Annotated in this window: 17 protein-coding genes; 10 read left to right on the forward strand and 7 right to left on the reverse strand. The window is 35.4% G+C overall.

Annotated features, from left to right (window positions below; translation table 11 throughout):
* On the forward strand, window positions 1-204 hold a 204-nt coding region (locus BM084_RS17045; RefSeq protein WP_143083679.1), incomplete at its 5' end, for a transposase.
* 143 nt (window positions 205-347) lie between these two features.
* Here the strand turns inward: BM084_RS17045 and BM084_RS17050 are convergent.
* Genes BM084_RS17050 through BM084_RS17060 form a run of 3 tightly spaced genes read right to left on the reverse strand, consistent with a single transcriptional unit; the run spans window position 348 to window position 2,732 of the window.
* Window positions 348-680: a CCC motif membrane protein gene (locus BM084_RS17050; protein WP_075327140.1), complete on the reverse strand. Its 333-nt coding sequence runs from the start codon at window positions 678-680 to the stop codon at window positions 348-350.
* 10 nt (window positions 681-690) lie between these two features.
* On the reverse strand, window positions 691-984 hold the full coding sequence (locus BM084_RS17055) for a DUF2752 domain-containing protein (protein WP_075327139.1): 294 nt from the start codon (window positions 982-984) through the stop codon (window positions 691-693).
* A gap of 2 nt (window positions 985-986) precedes the next feature.
* Complete coding sequence (locus BM084_RS17060; RefSeq protein ID WP_093306238.1) at window positions 987-2,732, reverse strand: T9SS type A sorting domain-containing protein; 1,746 nt, start codon at window positions 2,730-2,732, stop codon at window positions 987-989.
* A gap of 76 nt (window positions 2,733-2,808) precedes the next feature.
* Between BM084_RS17060 and BM084_RS17065 the strand changes: the two genes are divergently transcribed.
* Window positions 2,809-3,006 (forward strand): hypothetical protein, encoded by a 198-nt coding sequence (locus BM084_RS17065; protein WP_075327137.1) that lies wholly within the window; start codon window positions 2,809-2,811, stop codon window positions 3,004-3,006.
* Window positions 3,006-3,551, forward strand: a complete 546-nt coding sequence (locus tag BM084_RS17070; RefSeq protein ID WP_093306241.1) for a Smr/MutS family protein — start codon at window positions 3,006-3,008, stop codon at window positions 3,549-3,551. Before BM084_RS17065 ends, BM084_RS17070 begins: the two co-directional genes overlap by 1 nt.
* On the opposite strand, the gene BM084_RS17075 is transcribed toward BM084_RS17070, so the two are convergent.
* The gene (locus tag BM084_RS17075; protein WP_093306243.1) at window positions 3,548-4,606 is read right to left on the reverse strand and encodes a hypothetical protein; all 1,059 of its coding nucleotides are present in this window, start codon (window positions 4,604-4,606) and stop codon (window positions 3,548-3,550) included. The two genes, BM084_RS17070 and BM084_RS17075, sit on opposite strands and share 4 nt — an antisense overlap.
* Window positions 4,607-4,704: 98 nt before the next feature.
* Here BM084_RS17075 and BM084_RS17080 point away from each other — a divergent pair, with 98 nt between their 5' ends.
* The 3 genes from BM084_RS17080 (at window position 4,705) to mtaB (ending at window position 8,096) form a co-directional block, all read left to right on the forward strand.
* On the forward strand, window positions 4,705-5,853 hold the full coding sequence (locus BM084_RS17080) for a cysteine desulfurase family protein (protein WP_075327134.1): 1,149 nt from the start codon (window positions 4,705-4,707) through the stop codon (window positions 5,851-5,853).
* Between the two features lie 99 nt (window positions 5,854-5,952).
* Entirely contained in the window at window positions 5,953-6,405 is a 453-nt protein-coding gene (locus BM084_RS17085) for an OsmC family protein (protein ID WP_075327133.1), read from the forward strand.
* Between the two features lie 359 nt (window positions 6,406-6,764).
* Complete coding sequence (gene mtaB / locus BM084_RS17090) at window positions 6,765-8,096, forward strand: tRNA (N(6)-L-threonylcarbamoyladenosine(37)-C(2))-methylthiotransferase MtaB (RefSeq protein WP_093306245.1); 1,332 nt, start codon at window positions 6,765-6,767, stop codon at window positions 8,094-8,096.
* On the opposite strand, the gene BM084_RS17095 is transcribed toward mtaB, so the two are convergent.
* Entirely contained in the window at window positions 8,093-8,395 is a 303-nt protein-coding gene (locus BM084_RS17095) for an N-acetyltransferase (protein ID WP_075327131.1), read from the reverse strand. The genes mtaB and BM084_RS17095 overlap by 4 nt on opposite strands.
* Window positions 8,396-8,756: 361 nt before the next feature.
* On the opposite strand from BM084_RS17095, the gene BM084_RS17100 reads away from it, so the two are divergent.
* The 3 genes from BM084_RS17100 to cls are packed head-to-tail and all read left to right on the forward strand — an operon-like array spanning window position 8,757 to window position 11,883.
* Entirely contained in the window at window positions 8,757-9,458 is a 702-nt protein-coding gene (locus BM084_RS17100) for an alpha/beta fold hydrolase (RefSeq protein ID WP_245764402.1), read from the forward strand.
* A 1-nt stretch (window position 9,459) separates the two neighbouring features.
* Window positions 9,460-10,419 carry a lytic transglycosylase domain-containing protein gene (locus BM084_RS17105; RefSeq protein ID WP_093306247.1) on the forward strand — a complete coding sequence of 320 codons (960 nt, stop codon included), beginning with the start codon at window positions 9,460-9,462 and terminating at the stop codon, window positions 10,417-10,419.
* A complete protein-coding gene (gene cls / locus BM084_RS17110) occupies window positions 10,420-11,883 on the forward strand; it encodes a cardiolipin synthase (protein ID WP_093306250.1) in 1,464 nt (487 codons plus the stop codon).
* Here cls and BM084_RS17115 read toward each other — a convergent pair whose 3' ends face one another.
* Together BM084_RS17115 and BM084_RS17120 are read right to left on the reverse strand one after the other, a co-directional pair.
* Window positions 11,884-12,597 (reverse strand): TlpA family protein disulfide reductase, encoded by a 714-nt coding sequence (locus BM084_RS17115; protein WP_093306252.1) that lies wholly within the window; start codon window positions 12,595-12,597, stop codon window positions 11,884-11,886. It abuts the gene before it with no gap.
* Between the two features lie 140 nt (window positions 12,598-12,737).
* Window positions 12,738-13,253, reverse strand: a complete 516-nt coding sequence (locus BM084_RS17120) for a hypothetical protein (RefSeq protein ID WP_075327125.1) — start codon at window positions 13,251-13,253, stop codon at window positions 12,738-12,740.
* Window positions 13,254-13,406: 153 nt separating this feature from the next.
* Here BM084_RS17120 and rpmH point away from each other — a divergent pair, with 153 nt between their 5' ends.
* Window positions 13,407-13,565, forward strand: a complete 159-nt coding sequence (gene rpmH, locus BM084_RS17125; RefSeq protein WP_075327124.1) for a 50S ribosomal protein L34 — start codon at window positions 13,407-13,409, stop codon at window positions 13,563-13,565.
* Window positions 13,566-13,596 lie beyond the last annotated feature (31 nt).

Below are 13,596 nucleotides of genomic sequence, written 5' to 3' on the forward strand. Positions count from 1 at the left end.
AAGGAAAAAGCCAGGAACCTACTATTAAGTGAAGCGGGAATAGCACATCGTAAACGTCGGTGCTGGGATGTGGAAGCCGTCTTTGGGAATATCAAGCAAAATATGGGCTTCAAGCGATTTATGCTTCGGGGAATGGAGAAAGTAACTACTGAAATAGGGTTAATTGCTATGGCGCACAACTTAAGAAAATTCAGTATAGCATAGGAAGGGGGCTTCCTTGCCTTTTTTTATCATTAAGAATATCTACAAAAGAAGAAGCACTTCTCTCACAAAAACTTTTATCAATAAAAAAGGCCATCTAAATACTTTTTAGACGGCCTCTTTCTTATTCTCAAAAAGAAAAAGACCTATTGATTTTGTTCTATTTCTCTTAAAATTTCATTTTGCATCTCATAAATCCCATCTACTCCGCCATACATAATAAACATTACAATAGTGCTTATTAAACTAATAGCGCTTAGTATAAGGCCAATAATAGCAAGAATTTTCCCGGTTTTTACGTTCTGGTACCCGGTGTATAGTTCAGGTTGTGCATTATAGATTTCGGTAGCCCTTTTTGCCATTACAAGCGCAATAATTCCGAAGATAATTCCCAGAATACCGTAACAGCAGCATCCTATAATTGAGAGAATACCGAAAATTAAAATTAAAGTTGAATTTGGTAATTGTTGTCTTTCCATAAAGATTGGTTTATTGGGTTAGTTGTATTAATTGATTCATTTTTATTAAATAGCTAATTAGCATTACCGCTCCGCTCAAAATAATTAGCCCAATTTTTACTTGAAAATCGTATCTAAATTTTACGAAGAGATTCAGGATGAGAAAGGCAAGTAAAAATAAAATGGGATAGATAGCCGGAAACATTAAAAATGCCTGGGTAAATTCTGCATTAAAAACAAGTAATAAGGCGCGTTGACCCCCACAGCCAAAACAATCTACTCCAAAGAGGCTTTTGTTAAGACAGGGCAACATAAAATCTTCCATAATTAATTTTTAATGCTAATTTTTTTGGTAAATTCCATATTGCTAGAAGAAATTAATTTCAGGACATAAATTGCGTCCTGTAGTCCTGAAGTAGGCAATGTATAATTTGCACTTCCGCCTGGTAATGTTTTATTATAAATCATTTGTCCGTTAAGGTCGTATAACAAAATTTGTTTTACATCGGTTTCCACCATTTTAATCTCCAATTGCGCTTCTATGTTATTTTGAACAATAAGAGCTTCAGGTATTGAAAAATCTAATTCTTCTACTGGTAATTCAGATTGCAAATTATCTTCTTTTTCCTCAATAAAACTAATAAAAAATCGATTACTATAGTTTCCTTTTGGTAAATCTATTGAAAATATATCTTTATTTAATCGAAAATTAGATTCTAACTCAGCATCAAAAATATACACATTTTCATTCTCAAATTGTCTAAAATCATCAAGTTGAAAGCTTAATGAAGCATTTTCTGTTAAATTAATTAGCAACGGAATTTTATCATTTTTTCTACACGGCCTTACCTGTATATTATAAAACGCTTCTTCAATATTCCATCCCACATCATTCTGCAAAACCCCATAGATCTTTGCATCCATTGCCCAATCATAATCTTTAGAAGAATCTTCCCTAAAAGCTAAAAGTAGGGCACGGGTGTAGAGGCTATTTACTATTACATTGAGTTTTAAAAGTGGAATCTCACTTTTTTGCTGATTTTTAAACTCTGAAGTTTGTGAATTTTCCTGTTGAAACCTTCTTTGCGAATTTTTAAAATGAATATAGCCATCGTTTCTTCCGCTTAACATAAAACCCTGTGCAATGGGGGCATATTCGCGAGCAATTTCACTACCGGTTTCTCCCGAACTTCCTGTTTCTTCACCTGCACCGTTATAAGTTTTAAAAACTGCGGGCGCATAAGCATTTGGCCCCGGAGAGTAAGAACCATAACCACCTTCATAGTCTTTTAGATTATGAGAATCACCATTATTTTTAGAGTCCCAAAAATAAGCAATGCCTGTGCTGGCGGAATTTTCCATTAAAAAACTTTGTAAATGTAGGGCCGAAGGGTAAGGATTGCCCACCAAAACTGCCTGGTCCTTATTTATTGAAACTTTTATCTCGCCATCATTAGGTAAACCTCTAAAATCGTATCGCTGGCTATTGCCTGGATTATTTTCAACTCCATTAACGAGTCTGGGGTCAGTGCCATTTACACCTTTCATAGTAAAGCCTTCGGCCGGCGCAACATCAAAACTAACACCTACGTGCTGCCAGTCATTATAATCACTGCCAGAATATTTATAAATCCAGCGGCGAGAAATTCTTAAAGGGTGGGAAGTGCCTTCTAAACTTCCTGTAATATGGACCGGATTGCTATTGGTTTTGTTCTTGGGTTGAAAAATCACGGCACCAAATTGGTCTTGACTAATATTATCTTTAACCGGCAAGGCCCAGTAATTATAATCAAAAGCATTAGACGTGCCTTCCTGGAAAACCGAGAGTAAGCCATTCCCATAATTGAGATTTGTACTTTTTTCTCCCTGTAATAATTGCGATTCTTTTCTAAGGTAAATGCTTGCTTCAGTTTCTGGATTGTGGTTTTTTTCTAAATTGATATTGTCTTCAACATACAAAAAACGATCGCTAAGATAAATATAGGAGTCTCCGGAAGTCGAAGGCGAAATGTGTAATTGAGCATTTCCGTAGTAAAAAGAGAAAATAAAAGCTAAGAAGTATATTTGCCTCATAATTCCTGTAACTTTGCAGAAAATACAAGAACCGTTATTTTAAACATTTTACAAATAAGGGATAACAGGTAAAAAAATGAATAATTCTCAAGTAATAAATACAATTTTAATCGTAGTAGGTGGCGCACTTTTAATTTATGCTATTGCAGCTGAAGGTGCTCACGCTTACTTTAAAATCATTGGTTTAGTCACTATTATGCTAGGTCTTTATCGTGCAACAAATTTTTGGGTAGAGACAAAAGACGATCATAAAGAAGACGAAAATAACGAGTAATGGAGCTGAAAAAAGGGGATAAAGTGGCGGTTTTAGATGATGTGCTGGAAGGTTATGTAATAAAAACTGAAGCCGGCACCGTTTATATTGAAACTACCGATGGTTTTGAAATGGAATTTTCTGCAGCGGAATTAGTGAAAATTGAAACCCCAATTGAAGCTTTATCTGATGATGTTGATTTTGAAAAGGTTTTAGCTGAAAAAAAGTTACCTCCAAAACCCAAATCACAACGCATAAAGCCGAAAGAAAGAAATTTGCCTCCAATGGAAGTAGATTTGCATATTGAAAAACTTACCACTTCTTCCCGCGGGATGAATAATTACGATATGCTGAACCTTCAATTAGAAACTGCAAAACGGCAAATAGAATTCGCAATGAGAAAACGAATTCAGAAAATTGTGTTTATTCACGGGGTAGGTGAGGGAGTCTTAAAAGCCGAATTGGATTTTTTACTGGGCCGATACGACAACCTTAAATTTTACGATGCCGATTATCAAAAATATGGTCTGGGTGCTACAGAGGTCTATTTTTTTCAGAATGTTTAATCTTCTGTATTAGTTTCTTCTTCACCATTTTCGTTATCACTTTGTCCCTCTTCATTTTCCTGTTGAAGGTTAGTAAATTGCTGAAAAGGAATTCTTGTAACATCCAGCCTTCCCAGGATATAAGAATCAAACCGAATATCTTCGCCGCTTCCATCCTGTCTAATTAAATTAAAATTTTTAATCTCAATGGTAGATCTGTAACTTCTTGTAATATGATGATCTAACTGAAGATCGTGTTCAAAATTAGGATCAAAAATATTTTCATTTAAATAATTTGGGAATCCATCAACTTCAGCCGTATTTATAGGACTTAAAAAGGCATCGTTATTTTCGTCAATAGCTCTTTGTACATCCTCAGGATCAATTTCGTGGCGGGTTAAAACCCCATCATCATCATCATCGGGATCAAGATAATTGGGTATTCCATCTACATCTGTATCTAAATAACCTTCTTCTGTTGTAGGATCTTCAGGACTGGCATTTTTTTCATCAGCCGTAGGGACATTATCATTATCATCATCAATATCTAAATAATCTGGGATACCATCACCATCAGTATCCAGATGGTCTCCGTTGGGATCATATCCTTCTTCGCCATTGGGTACGCCATCCCCATCGGCGTCGGCATCGAGGCTTATATCATTAAACCTGGTTCTAATTACCACAACTCCGCCGGCAGAAACATATTCTTCTAATACCCGCGGAGATCCTGGCGGTACTCCCTCACAAAAATATTCGCCTCCATTAATCTCACTGTCATAAATTCTGTAAACCAGTCGGTTATCTTCGCCCGAGAGATTAATTACTATTGAATCATTTACCTCCAGCGTTAAAATTTTCTGCGTAAGCGTATCATTTAAACGATTATCTTTTAATTCTAAAGACATAGATTCATAAACATCTTCATTATTTACAGCCCAAAGCACTTTTTTACCATCAATTTCACATAAAGTTAGATCACTGTTTTCTAAATCGAAACTGGTCACGGTAATATCCCCGTCGTCACAGGAATAAAGGGCAAAAGAGAAAAATAAAGCTGCAAGAATCTTTTTCATAGTATGGTAATATATTCAAAGTGAAACAAAAATAGCGGAATTCAAGATTTTTAGGGCAGGTTCTTTTAAATAATTTTATTTCGTTTAATTTTGCGGCAATGAAAAATGTATATCTTGATTCTGCCGCGACCACGCAAATGCGTGATGAAGTAATTGACCGAATGACCTCTGTGATGAAAGAGGTTTATGGTAATCCTTCTTCTACCCATTCTTTTGGAAGATCTGCTAAATCTTTAATAGAGCAGGCGCGTAAAACTGTTGCCGGTTATTTAAATGTAAAAGCTTCAGAAATAATTTTCACTTCTGGTGGTACTGAAGCCGATAACCTGGCTTTAAATTCCGCGGTTCGTGATCTTGGAGTTAAGCGAATAATCACTTCAAAAATTGAACACCACGCGGTTTTGTATACCGTAGAGCAGCTTCAGGATTGTTTTGATGTAGAGGTAGTTTATGTTGATTTAGATTCCCGCGGAAATATTGATGTAGCACATTTAGAAAAATTATTAAATGCTTCAGATAAAAAGACGTTGGTTAGCCTGATGCATGTAAATAACGAGATTGGGAATAAACTGGACATTAAAAAAGTCGGAGAATTGTGTAAAAAACATCACGCCTTATTTCATTCAGATTGTGTACAATCGGTGGGACATTATGATCTTGATTTTAGTGAAATACCGGTAAATTTTACCGCGGTAAGCGCCCATAAATTTCACGGCCCAAAAGGTGTGGGATTTGCTTTTATTAGAAAAAACAGCGGATTAAAACCACTTATTTTTGGAGGAGAGCAGGAGCGTGGCCATCGTGCCGGCACAGAAGGGGTTCATAATATTGTAGGCCTGGAAGAAGCTTTAAAACTATCTTTAGATAATTTAGCCGAAGAAAAGGCCTATATAAGTGATCTAAAAGCTCATTTTATTTCAAAATTAAAAGCCGAAATTCCCGGGGTGAAATTCAACGGTGATTGTGACGATGCTTCAAAAAGTACCTATACTTTGGTAAATGTATGTTTGCCGGTGCCAGCCGATAAAGCTTTAATGTTATTATTTCAATTAGATTTAAAAGGAATTGCCTGTTCTAAAGGTAGTGCCTGCCAAAGTGGAAGTGATAAGGGATCTCATGTGCTAAATGCATTTTTAGAAGAAGAAGACCTTAAAAAACCATCGGTACGGTTTTCATTTTCGAGATTTAATACCAGGGATGAGCTGGATTATGTGGTAAATACGCTTAAAGAATTTATTGAATCTTAAAGTTTTTCCTGAAGCTGACCTGAATCATATTTTTTAGTTTTTAATCGCTGTTTCTTTGTAAAAGAAAATACCCCATTTGGGTTTAAAAAATATAAAGTTATGGCTGAAAAACACGAATATCAGGTAGATCTTATCTGGTTAGAAGATCGAAAAGGAGAAGTTAGCTCTCCTGAATTGACCGATATTATTGAAACAGCAACCCCGCCAGATTTTCCAAAAGGAATGCCCAACATTTGGTCTCCTGAACATTTTCTGGTTGCCGCGGTAGAAAGTTGTTTGATGACAACCTTCCTGGCTATTGCTGAAAATTCTAAACTGGAGTTTATCTCTTTTAAATCTAAAGCAATAGGAAAACTGGATAAAGTTGAAGGTAAATTTCAAATGACTGAAATTATACTAAAACCAGTTTTGGAAATTTCCGACGAAAATAATGCTGAAAGAGCCAAACGCATCATAGAAAAAAGTGAAAAAGCCTGTTTGATCTCCAATTCTATAAAAAGTAAAATTATACTGGAAGCTGAGGTTATAGTTGGTTCGGTTGAGAAAGTTTAATCATTCCTCTTCTTATATAATGTTAAGTTAATTCGTTATTGCGAGTGCAGCAATCTTCAGTTCAATGTTTTTGATCAAAACGTCAACCTGAACTTATTTCAGAGCCTGCCCCGATTTTTCATCCGGGATCTAATTTATTAAACCCGGAATGACGTTTGAATGCGATTTTTAAGGACAGATTGCCACGTCGGCTATCGCCTTCTCGCAATGACGACTTAACCAAAACCGACAACTGAGAACCGAGAACCGAGTACCGAGTACCGAGTACCGAAATCAAAACAATGTTTTCCTAAAACAATAATTGTTGGTATCTTTGCAGCCCTAAAAATCGTTTAACTTCTACAGAAACAGGCAGGTGTATGAATACTAAGAAGGTCGCATTTTATACCTTGGGTTGTAAACTCAATTTTTCAGAAACTTCTACCATTGCAAGATCTTTTAAAGATGAAGGTTTTAAGCGTGTGGAATTCACTGAAGAAGCTGATATTTATGTGATCAATACCTGTTCGGTTACCGAGAATGCCGATAAACGCTTTAAAACCATCGTAAAACAAGCGCAAAAAGTGAATGAAGATGCGTTTGTGATTGCCGTGGGTTGCTATGCCCAATTGAAACCGGAAGAACTTGCCGATGTAGATGGAGTAGATTTAGTGCTTGGGGCGACTGAAAAATTCAAAATCACCGATTACCTTAACGATCTTTCTAAAAATGATCTTGGGGAAGTTCATTCCTGTGAAATTGATGAAGCCGACTTCTACGTGGGTGCTTATTCCATTGGTGACAGAACCCGTGCATTTTTAAAGGTGCAGGATGGGTGTGATTATAAATGTACTTATTGTACCATTCCGTTAGCGCGTGGAATTTCCCGAAGCGATAAACTGGAAAATGTTTTAACCAATGCCGCTGAAATTTCAGCAAAAGGAATTAAAGAAATTGTGCTTACCGGAGTAAATATTGGGGATTACGGAAAAGGTGAATTTGGCAATAAAAAGCACGAACATACTTTTCTTGACCTTGTAAAAGCTTTAGATGAGGTAGATGGAATTGAACGTTTAAGAATCTCTTCTATTGAGCCTAATTTATTGAAAAACGAGACCATAGATTTTGTTGCCGATAGTAATACGTTTGTGCCTCATTTTCATATCCCATTACAAAGCGGAAGTGACGATTTGCTTAAATTGATGAAGCGTCGTTATATGAGTTCGCTTTATAGCGATAGGGTGGCGCAAATTAAGCGAGTAATGCCCAATGCCTGTATTGGTGTTGATGTTATTGTTGGCTTTCCCGGCGAAACCGAAGAACGCTTCCTGGAAACCTATAATTATTTGAATGAATTAGATATTTCTTACCTGCACGTTTTTACGTATTCTGAGCGTGATAATACTCCTGCAGCAGAAATGGAAGGTGTGGTTCCTACCAAAGTGAGAAAGAAACGAAGCAAAATGCTACGTGGCCTCTCAGCTAAAAAGAGACGGGCGTTTTATGAAAGTCAGTTAGGAAATACAAGTACCGTACTTTTTGAAGGGGAAAATAAAGAAGGATACATTCACGGTTTTACAGAGAACTATGTAAAGGTAAAAGCACCCTGGGACCCTGCATTGGTAAATACACTTCATCAAATAGAACTGACTTTAATTGACGAAGATGGATTGGTTAGGTTTGAATTTGCTTCAGAAAAAGTAGCGGTTTAAATATTTATTCCTACCGGTAAAAGGTCTTTATATTTTCTTCTGTTCTTACGCATAAATTTAGCAACATCTGGACTGGTAGGCATTACGCGCGTATTTCGTTCTTTAATTTCTTCTAAAACAGCTTCAATAAAAATATCCATATAGCCTTCTTCTTTAAGAGTTTCAGGCATAAATACTTTTGTTAAAAATATTTTTCGTTCCTGCTGGGCGTACTCTATGGTAGCAAGTTGTTGATTTATAGTAGTTTCAAACTGTCTTAAAAATTCATTATCGGTAATTATAATTTCTTCGGCATTCATCATTTCTCTTTTTTGTTATTAACCATTGGGTCAGCCAATTTAATGGCATAAATCGGCAATAATTAGTTGTGAAAATTTTCTTTGGATGGTTATTGTAAAGGTAGGAAAATAAAGCCTTTAAAGCTGAATTATTAGCAGCAAACAATAAAATTATAGGCTTTGTAAAATTCTCCATTATTTTTAATCTTTCAACTGTGAAAGCCAAATAAATAGCAGTAATTTTGGAGTGCAAACTACCCCGGGACAAGCTCCTGGAGTATTTTATGAAATATTAGAATTAAAAATTGAAAATATTTCAAAATTCACTTCTTAGGTAAATTTACGGCATTAGCCCAATGTTAAGTGTTATATACTTGTTAAAATGACTGAAGAAAACCAGTTGATTCACGTTTATTTTATGCCCGGTATGGCTGCTAATTCTTCCATATTTGAATTTATAAAACTTCCAGAAGACCGTTTTAAAATGCATTTTTTAGAATGGATTATTCCTAAAAAAGAGGAAAGCCTTAAAAGTTATGCCTTGCGTATGAATAAATACGTAAAGCACGAAAATGTAGTCTTGATTGGTGTATCTTTTGGCGGGGTTATTGTGCAGGAAATGGCAAAGAGTCTTAATCTTAAAAGACTTATTATTATTTCTAGTGTAAAGTGTAGAGAAGAATTGCCAAGGCGTATGCGATACGCCGCCAGCACAGGTTTATTTAAACTTATACCTACAAGTTTGTTTGATTATGTAGATCATTTTGAAAAGATTGCTGTAGGAGATTTTATTAAAAAAAGGGCGAAACTTTACCGGCAATATCTTTCAGTTAGGAATCAGCGTTATTTAGACTGGGCTATAGAAAATATGGTTTTATGGAATTGTGCCAAAGCCCAAAAAGGCATTGTTCATATTCACGGTGATAAAGACGAAATTTTTCCTATAAAATATATTCCGGAATGTATTACCGTAAAAGGTGGGACTCATATAATGATTTTGAATCGTTATCGTTGGTTTAATAAGTATCTTCCTGAAATAATACTTTCAGGAAAAATTGAAGAGAAAAATAAAAAATTGAATTAATATGAAAATTTTAAAATCTGTATTAGTTATAGTGGGACTTTTCACTATTGTGTTTGTAAGTATACAAGCTGCTCAACAGTCTCCAGATTCTAACAACGAGGCTACAGCTGAATCTTCTGTAGCCAATCAAAAAGAGCGTCCGGTAAAAGATTATAATATCTATGCACTCCCAATGCCTGAGAATATAAACTTTGCAGGAGAAGAGGTGCCAATTGATGATCCAGATATTTACGAAAGAATGGACAGGGAATTGCTGGTAAATACCTACTGGCAATCTAATGCCTTGCTTTTAATAAAGCGGGCCAATCAATATTTTCCAATTATTGAACCTATTCTGAAGGAAGAAGGTGTGCCAGACGATTTTAAATACCTGGCTGTAATTGAAAGCGGTTTAACACAGGCAGTTTCTCCTGCAGGAGCCAAAGGTTTTTGGCAAATTATGGAAGGTACGGGGAAAGATTACGGTTTAGAGATAAATGGAAATGTAGACGAACGCTACCATATTGAAAAATCTACCCGTGTGGCTGCCGATTATCTAAAGAAATCTAAAGAAAAATTTGGTAGCTGGACAATGGCGGCTGCCGCTTATAACGCCGGGAATAGAGGCGTTGAAAGACAGTTAGAACGTCAAAAAGTAGATGATTATTACGAATTATTGCTTGGGGAAGAAACCGGAAGATATATGTTTAGAATCCTTGCTATAAAAGAGATTTTAAGCAATCCTGAACAATACGGCTTCAATTTTGAAGAAAAACATCTTTACAAACATATTTCAACCAAAACGGTAAAAGTTGATACCGTGGTTAAAGATTTCGCCGATTTTGCGCATCATTTTGATATTAATTATAAGATCTTGAAAATCCATAATCCCTGGCTTAGGGAAGCACATTTAAATAATGCATCCAGAAAGGAATACGAGATTAAGATCCCTGCAGAGAAAACTTACACCGCGGTAAAGTAAATGAGTGCTTTCCTGGATAATTTTTGGTGGGTACTTCTAACTATCAATTTTATAATCGTTTTTATAACGGCCGGTTACGAATTAATGCATTTTAGAGAACCGGTAAAAAGTATTTCGCTCATTTTTGCACTTTTTGTACTACCGGTTATAGGCCTATTGGTCTATTACTTTTTTGCCCAGGAATTTAGGAAAAGCAAGTTATTTAACCGTAAAAAACTGTACGACCAGAAGATTATTAAGCATTGGGAAGATAAACTAATGCTTAATAAAAAAGATCTGGTTAATTTAAATCAGGAGTGTGTTAATCAAAAGATCAAGCTGGTTCACTTACTGCAAAATAATCAAAAGAAACCGGTTACTTTCTTAAATAAAGTCCGTGTCCTTATAAATGGCGAAAATAAGTTCTCAGCCTTATTTGAAGATATTAAGAAAGCCCAGGATCATATTCATATAGAATATTATATTTTTAATAGTGGTAGAATAGGAAATCGACTTATTTTATTACTGTGTGAAAAGGCTGAGGAAGGCGTGAAAGTACGGGTTAGTTACGATTACGTAGCGAGCAGACTTTCATCAAAAGCGGTTAAAAAAATGAAATCCTACGGAATTGAAATTTATCCGTTTATGCCGGTTTGGTTTCCCAATTTAACCCGAAAATTAAACTATCGCAATCATCGAAAAATGGCGATTATAGACGGGAATATTGGGTTTATTGGAGGAATTAATATATGTGATGAATATGTGAATTTTGAAGAAAACCCGCAAGAAAAAATGTTCTGGCGAGATACTCATCTTAGAATTGAAGGCCACGCCGTAAAATCTTTGCAGGCTCAATTTTTACTGAATTTTAATTTTATTAGTGGAAAAGAACTTAAAATTAAAGATAGTTTTTTTCCGAAGATAGATTTAACCGAAAATACTGCGGTTCAAATTGCCGCCAGTGGCCCCGATACCGATTGGCAAAATATTATGGAAGCCATTCTAACCGCAATAAATACTGCTGATAAATATATTTATATAACCACACCTTATTTTATTCCAAACAATCAAATTCTTACCGCCTTGTGTATGGCAAGTAGGATAGGAGTAGAAGTTAAAATTATTATTCCCGAAAAAGGAGATTCGGTGATTGCACGTTATGCCACCAATTCTTATATAGAAAAATTACTGGAATCTGGGGTTCAGGTTTTTCATTATCATAAAGGGATGGTCCACGCTAAGACTATGGTGGTAGATGGTGTACTAACCAGTATTGGTTCCTGTAATCTGGATAATCGCAGTTTTGATATTAACTTTGAGATCAATGCATTTTTATACGATAAAAAAGTGGCTGGAGAAATGACTGGGGTTTATAAAAATGACCTTAAAGAAACCACCGAGCTAACTATAAATGAATGGATGCAACGCCCGGCTTTAGAAAAAATAAGAGAAGCCCTGGCCAGGCTCTGGGCTCCATTGCTTTAATTATTCCGGTGTAATGGCGCTCCATTTTATTTCTTCCTTCTTTTCTGAATTACCAATAAGATTATTGGTAATTGCGGAATTAATCGCTTCGTAATTAAGTTCAAAAGATTCTTCTTTAGATAAATTATAAGGATGAAAAATACTCCTTTTAATATCCCTAATTTCCCGGTCACCGCCAATTAAATAGCACGTTGGTAAACCTAAAGAATGTTTCAGGTTTTCTACCACAAAAGCGTGGTTGTTCCTGGTTTCATCTACATATAATACATTTATATGTGAATTAAATTGTTTGGAAAGTTTTTTGGCGGTTTCTTTTTTATCCCAAAACACAATTACAAAATCAATTTTATCCCGGTATTTATCGGCTAGTTCATTAAGTGCTGGTATTTCGCCTTTCCCCGGGATGCACCAGGAAGCATAGGTTAATAAATAAACGGGCTTTTTATAATCGTATAGCGTAACTTTTTTTCCTTTGAGATTTAGAAATTTAAAATTGTCTATATATGTTCCCTGCAGTTTAGCGGTAACAAAGTTTTCAAATAACCGGTCGGCTTCTTCAAAGCGCCTGTATCTATAAGCCGCTTTTGCTTCCTTATTATATTCAGGTAAGTGCATAACAAGTGCATCAGAGAAATAGAGCTTGTCGCTTTTCTCTGTTTGAGCCTGTATATTTAAGCCTAAAATTATAAAAAAGAGGAGTAAAAGTCTCTTCATGCACTTTGTTCTGTTTAGTTAAAAACAAAGATACTTCGGAAGAAACTATTGCTGAAATATTATCGCTGAAGGGTCAATATTTTGGCCAAAAGTTGCGGAAAAATTAATGAAAGCTGAAATTAACTAAATTTATGTAAAAATTAGATTTTCTTCATTTGCTGCTTCATCATCTTAATCTGGTCTTTAAGCATTCCGTGCTTATCCAGTTTTTTAGCTTCAGCAAGTAAATTGGTAGCTTCTCTTTTTCGGCGTTTTGTCATTGCAATTCCCGCCAGGTTTAATTTTGCCATCGCCAGGTCCTGATCCATTGCCAGGCCTAATTTAATAGCACGTTTAAAGAATTTTTCGGCTTGCGTAATATTGGTTTGGGAAACCATTAGCCCGTGTAGATACCAGTAATAACCCTGTTGTTTTTGGGTAAGCGCGGTTTCTGGATTTTTAATTTTATCTAACCACTTTTTTGCGCCGGGAAAATCTTGTTTTCTAAGTCGCAAGAAAGCAAGTAATATCATTTCATTTTTAAAATACAGGAATATAAAAATTAAGGAAAGTAGGATGTACATAATACCATTTCCAATGTTTCCTTCTATAAACTGCCAAATGGCAAGACCTATTACAGCTCCCGCTAAAACTAATTTGATATTCTTATTAAACATAAATGCTTTTATTTTGGAAGCGGCAAAGGTAAGAAAAACAATTAAAAATAATTTAAATTACCTCTTGTAATAGTTAAAAAGCTTTGTATATTTGCACGCAGTTTTACAGAGAGCTAAAAAAACGATTATTCAGAAGATTTAAAGATATTTAAAATGAAAAGAACGTTTCAACCATCCAAGAGAAAAAGAAAGAACAAGCACGGTTTTCGAGAAAGAATGGCTAGTGCAAACGGAAGAAAAGTCCTCGCCAGAAGAAGGGCTAAAGGAAGAAAGAAAATATCTGTCTCTTCTGAAAACAGACATAAGCACTAATGAGAATTAGGATTTAAAATATTTAAAGGTG

Origin of the sequence: Salegentibacter agarivorans, from assembly GCF_900113135.1 — a bacterium.
Taxonomy (GTDB): domain Bacteria; phylum Bacteroidota; class Bacteroidia; order Flavobacteriales; family Flavobacteriaceae; genus Salegentibacter; species Salegentibacter agarivorans.

What these genes read in the sequence shown, in the direction of transcription:
- BM084_RS17050 (WP_075327140.1), bottom strand. Translation starts at nt 680, where the DNA reads ATGGAAAGACAACAATTACCAAATTCAACTTTAATTTTAATTTTCGGT.
- BM084_RS17055 (WP_075327139.1), bottom strand. Translation starts at nt 984, where the DNA reads ATGGAAGATTTTATGTTGCCCTGTCTTAACAAAAGCCTCTTTGGAGTA.
- BM084_RS17060 (WP_093306238.1), bottom strand. Translation starts at nt 2,732, where the DNA reads ATGAGGCAAATATACTTCTTAGCTTTTATTTTCTCTTTTTACTACGGA.
- BM084_RS17065 (WP_075327137.1), top strand. Translation starts at nt 2,809, where the DNA reads ATGAATAATTCTCAAGTAATAAATACAATTTTAATCGTAGTAGGTGGC.
- BM084_RS17070 (WP_093306241.1), top strand. Translation starts at nt 3,006, where the DNA reads ATGGAGCTGAAAAAAGGGGATAAAGTGGCGGTTTTAGATGATGTGCTG.
- BM084_RS17075 (WP_093306243.1), bottom strand. Translation starts at nt 4,606, where the DNA reads ATGAAAAAGATTCTTGCAGCTTTATTTTTCTCTTTTGCCCTTTATTCC.
- BM084_RS17080 (WP_075327134.1), top strand. Translation starts at nt 4,705, where the DNA reads ATGAAAAATGTATATCTTGATTCTGCCGCGACCACGCAAATGCGTGAT.
- BM084_RS17085 (WP_075327133.1), top strand. Translation starts at nt 5,953, where the DNA reads ATGGCTGAAAAACACGAATATCAGGTAGATCTTATCTGGTTAGAAGAT.
- mtaB (WP_093306245.1), top strand. Translation starts at nt 6,765, where the DNA reads ATGAATACTAAGAAGGTCGCATTTTATACCTTGGGTTGTAAACTCAAT.
- BM084_RS17095 (WP_075327131.1), bottom strand. Translation starts at nt 8,395, where the DNA reads ATGAATGCCGAAGAAATTATAATTACCGATAATGAATTTTTAAGACAG.
- BM084_RS17100 (WP_245764402.1), top strand. Translation starts at nt 8,757, where the DNA reads ATGACTGAAGAAAACCAGTTGATTCACGTTTATTTTATGCCCGGTATG.
- BM084_RS17105 (WP_093306247.1), top strand. Translation starts at nt 9,460, where the DNA reads ATGAAAATTTTAAAATCTGTATTAGTTATAGTGGGACTTTTCACTATT.
- cls (WP_093306250.1), top strand. Translation starts at nt 10,420, where the DNA reads ATGAGTGCTTTCCTGGATAATTTTTGGTGGGTACTTCTAACTATCAAT.
- BM084_RS17115 (WP_093306252.1), bottom strand. Translation starts at nt 12,597, where the DNA reads ATGAAGAGACTTTTACTCCTCTTTTTTATAATTTTAGGCTTAAATATA.
- BM084_RS17120 (WP_075327125.1), bottom strand. Translation starts at nt 13,253, where the DNA reads ATGTTTAATAAGAATATCAAATTAGTTTTAGCGGGAGCTGTAATAGGT.
- rpmH (WP_075327124.1), top strand. Translation starts at nt 13,407, where the DNA reads ATGAAAAGAACGTTTCAACCATCCAAGAGAAAAAGAAAGAACAAGCAC.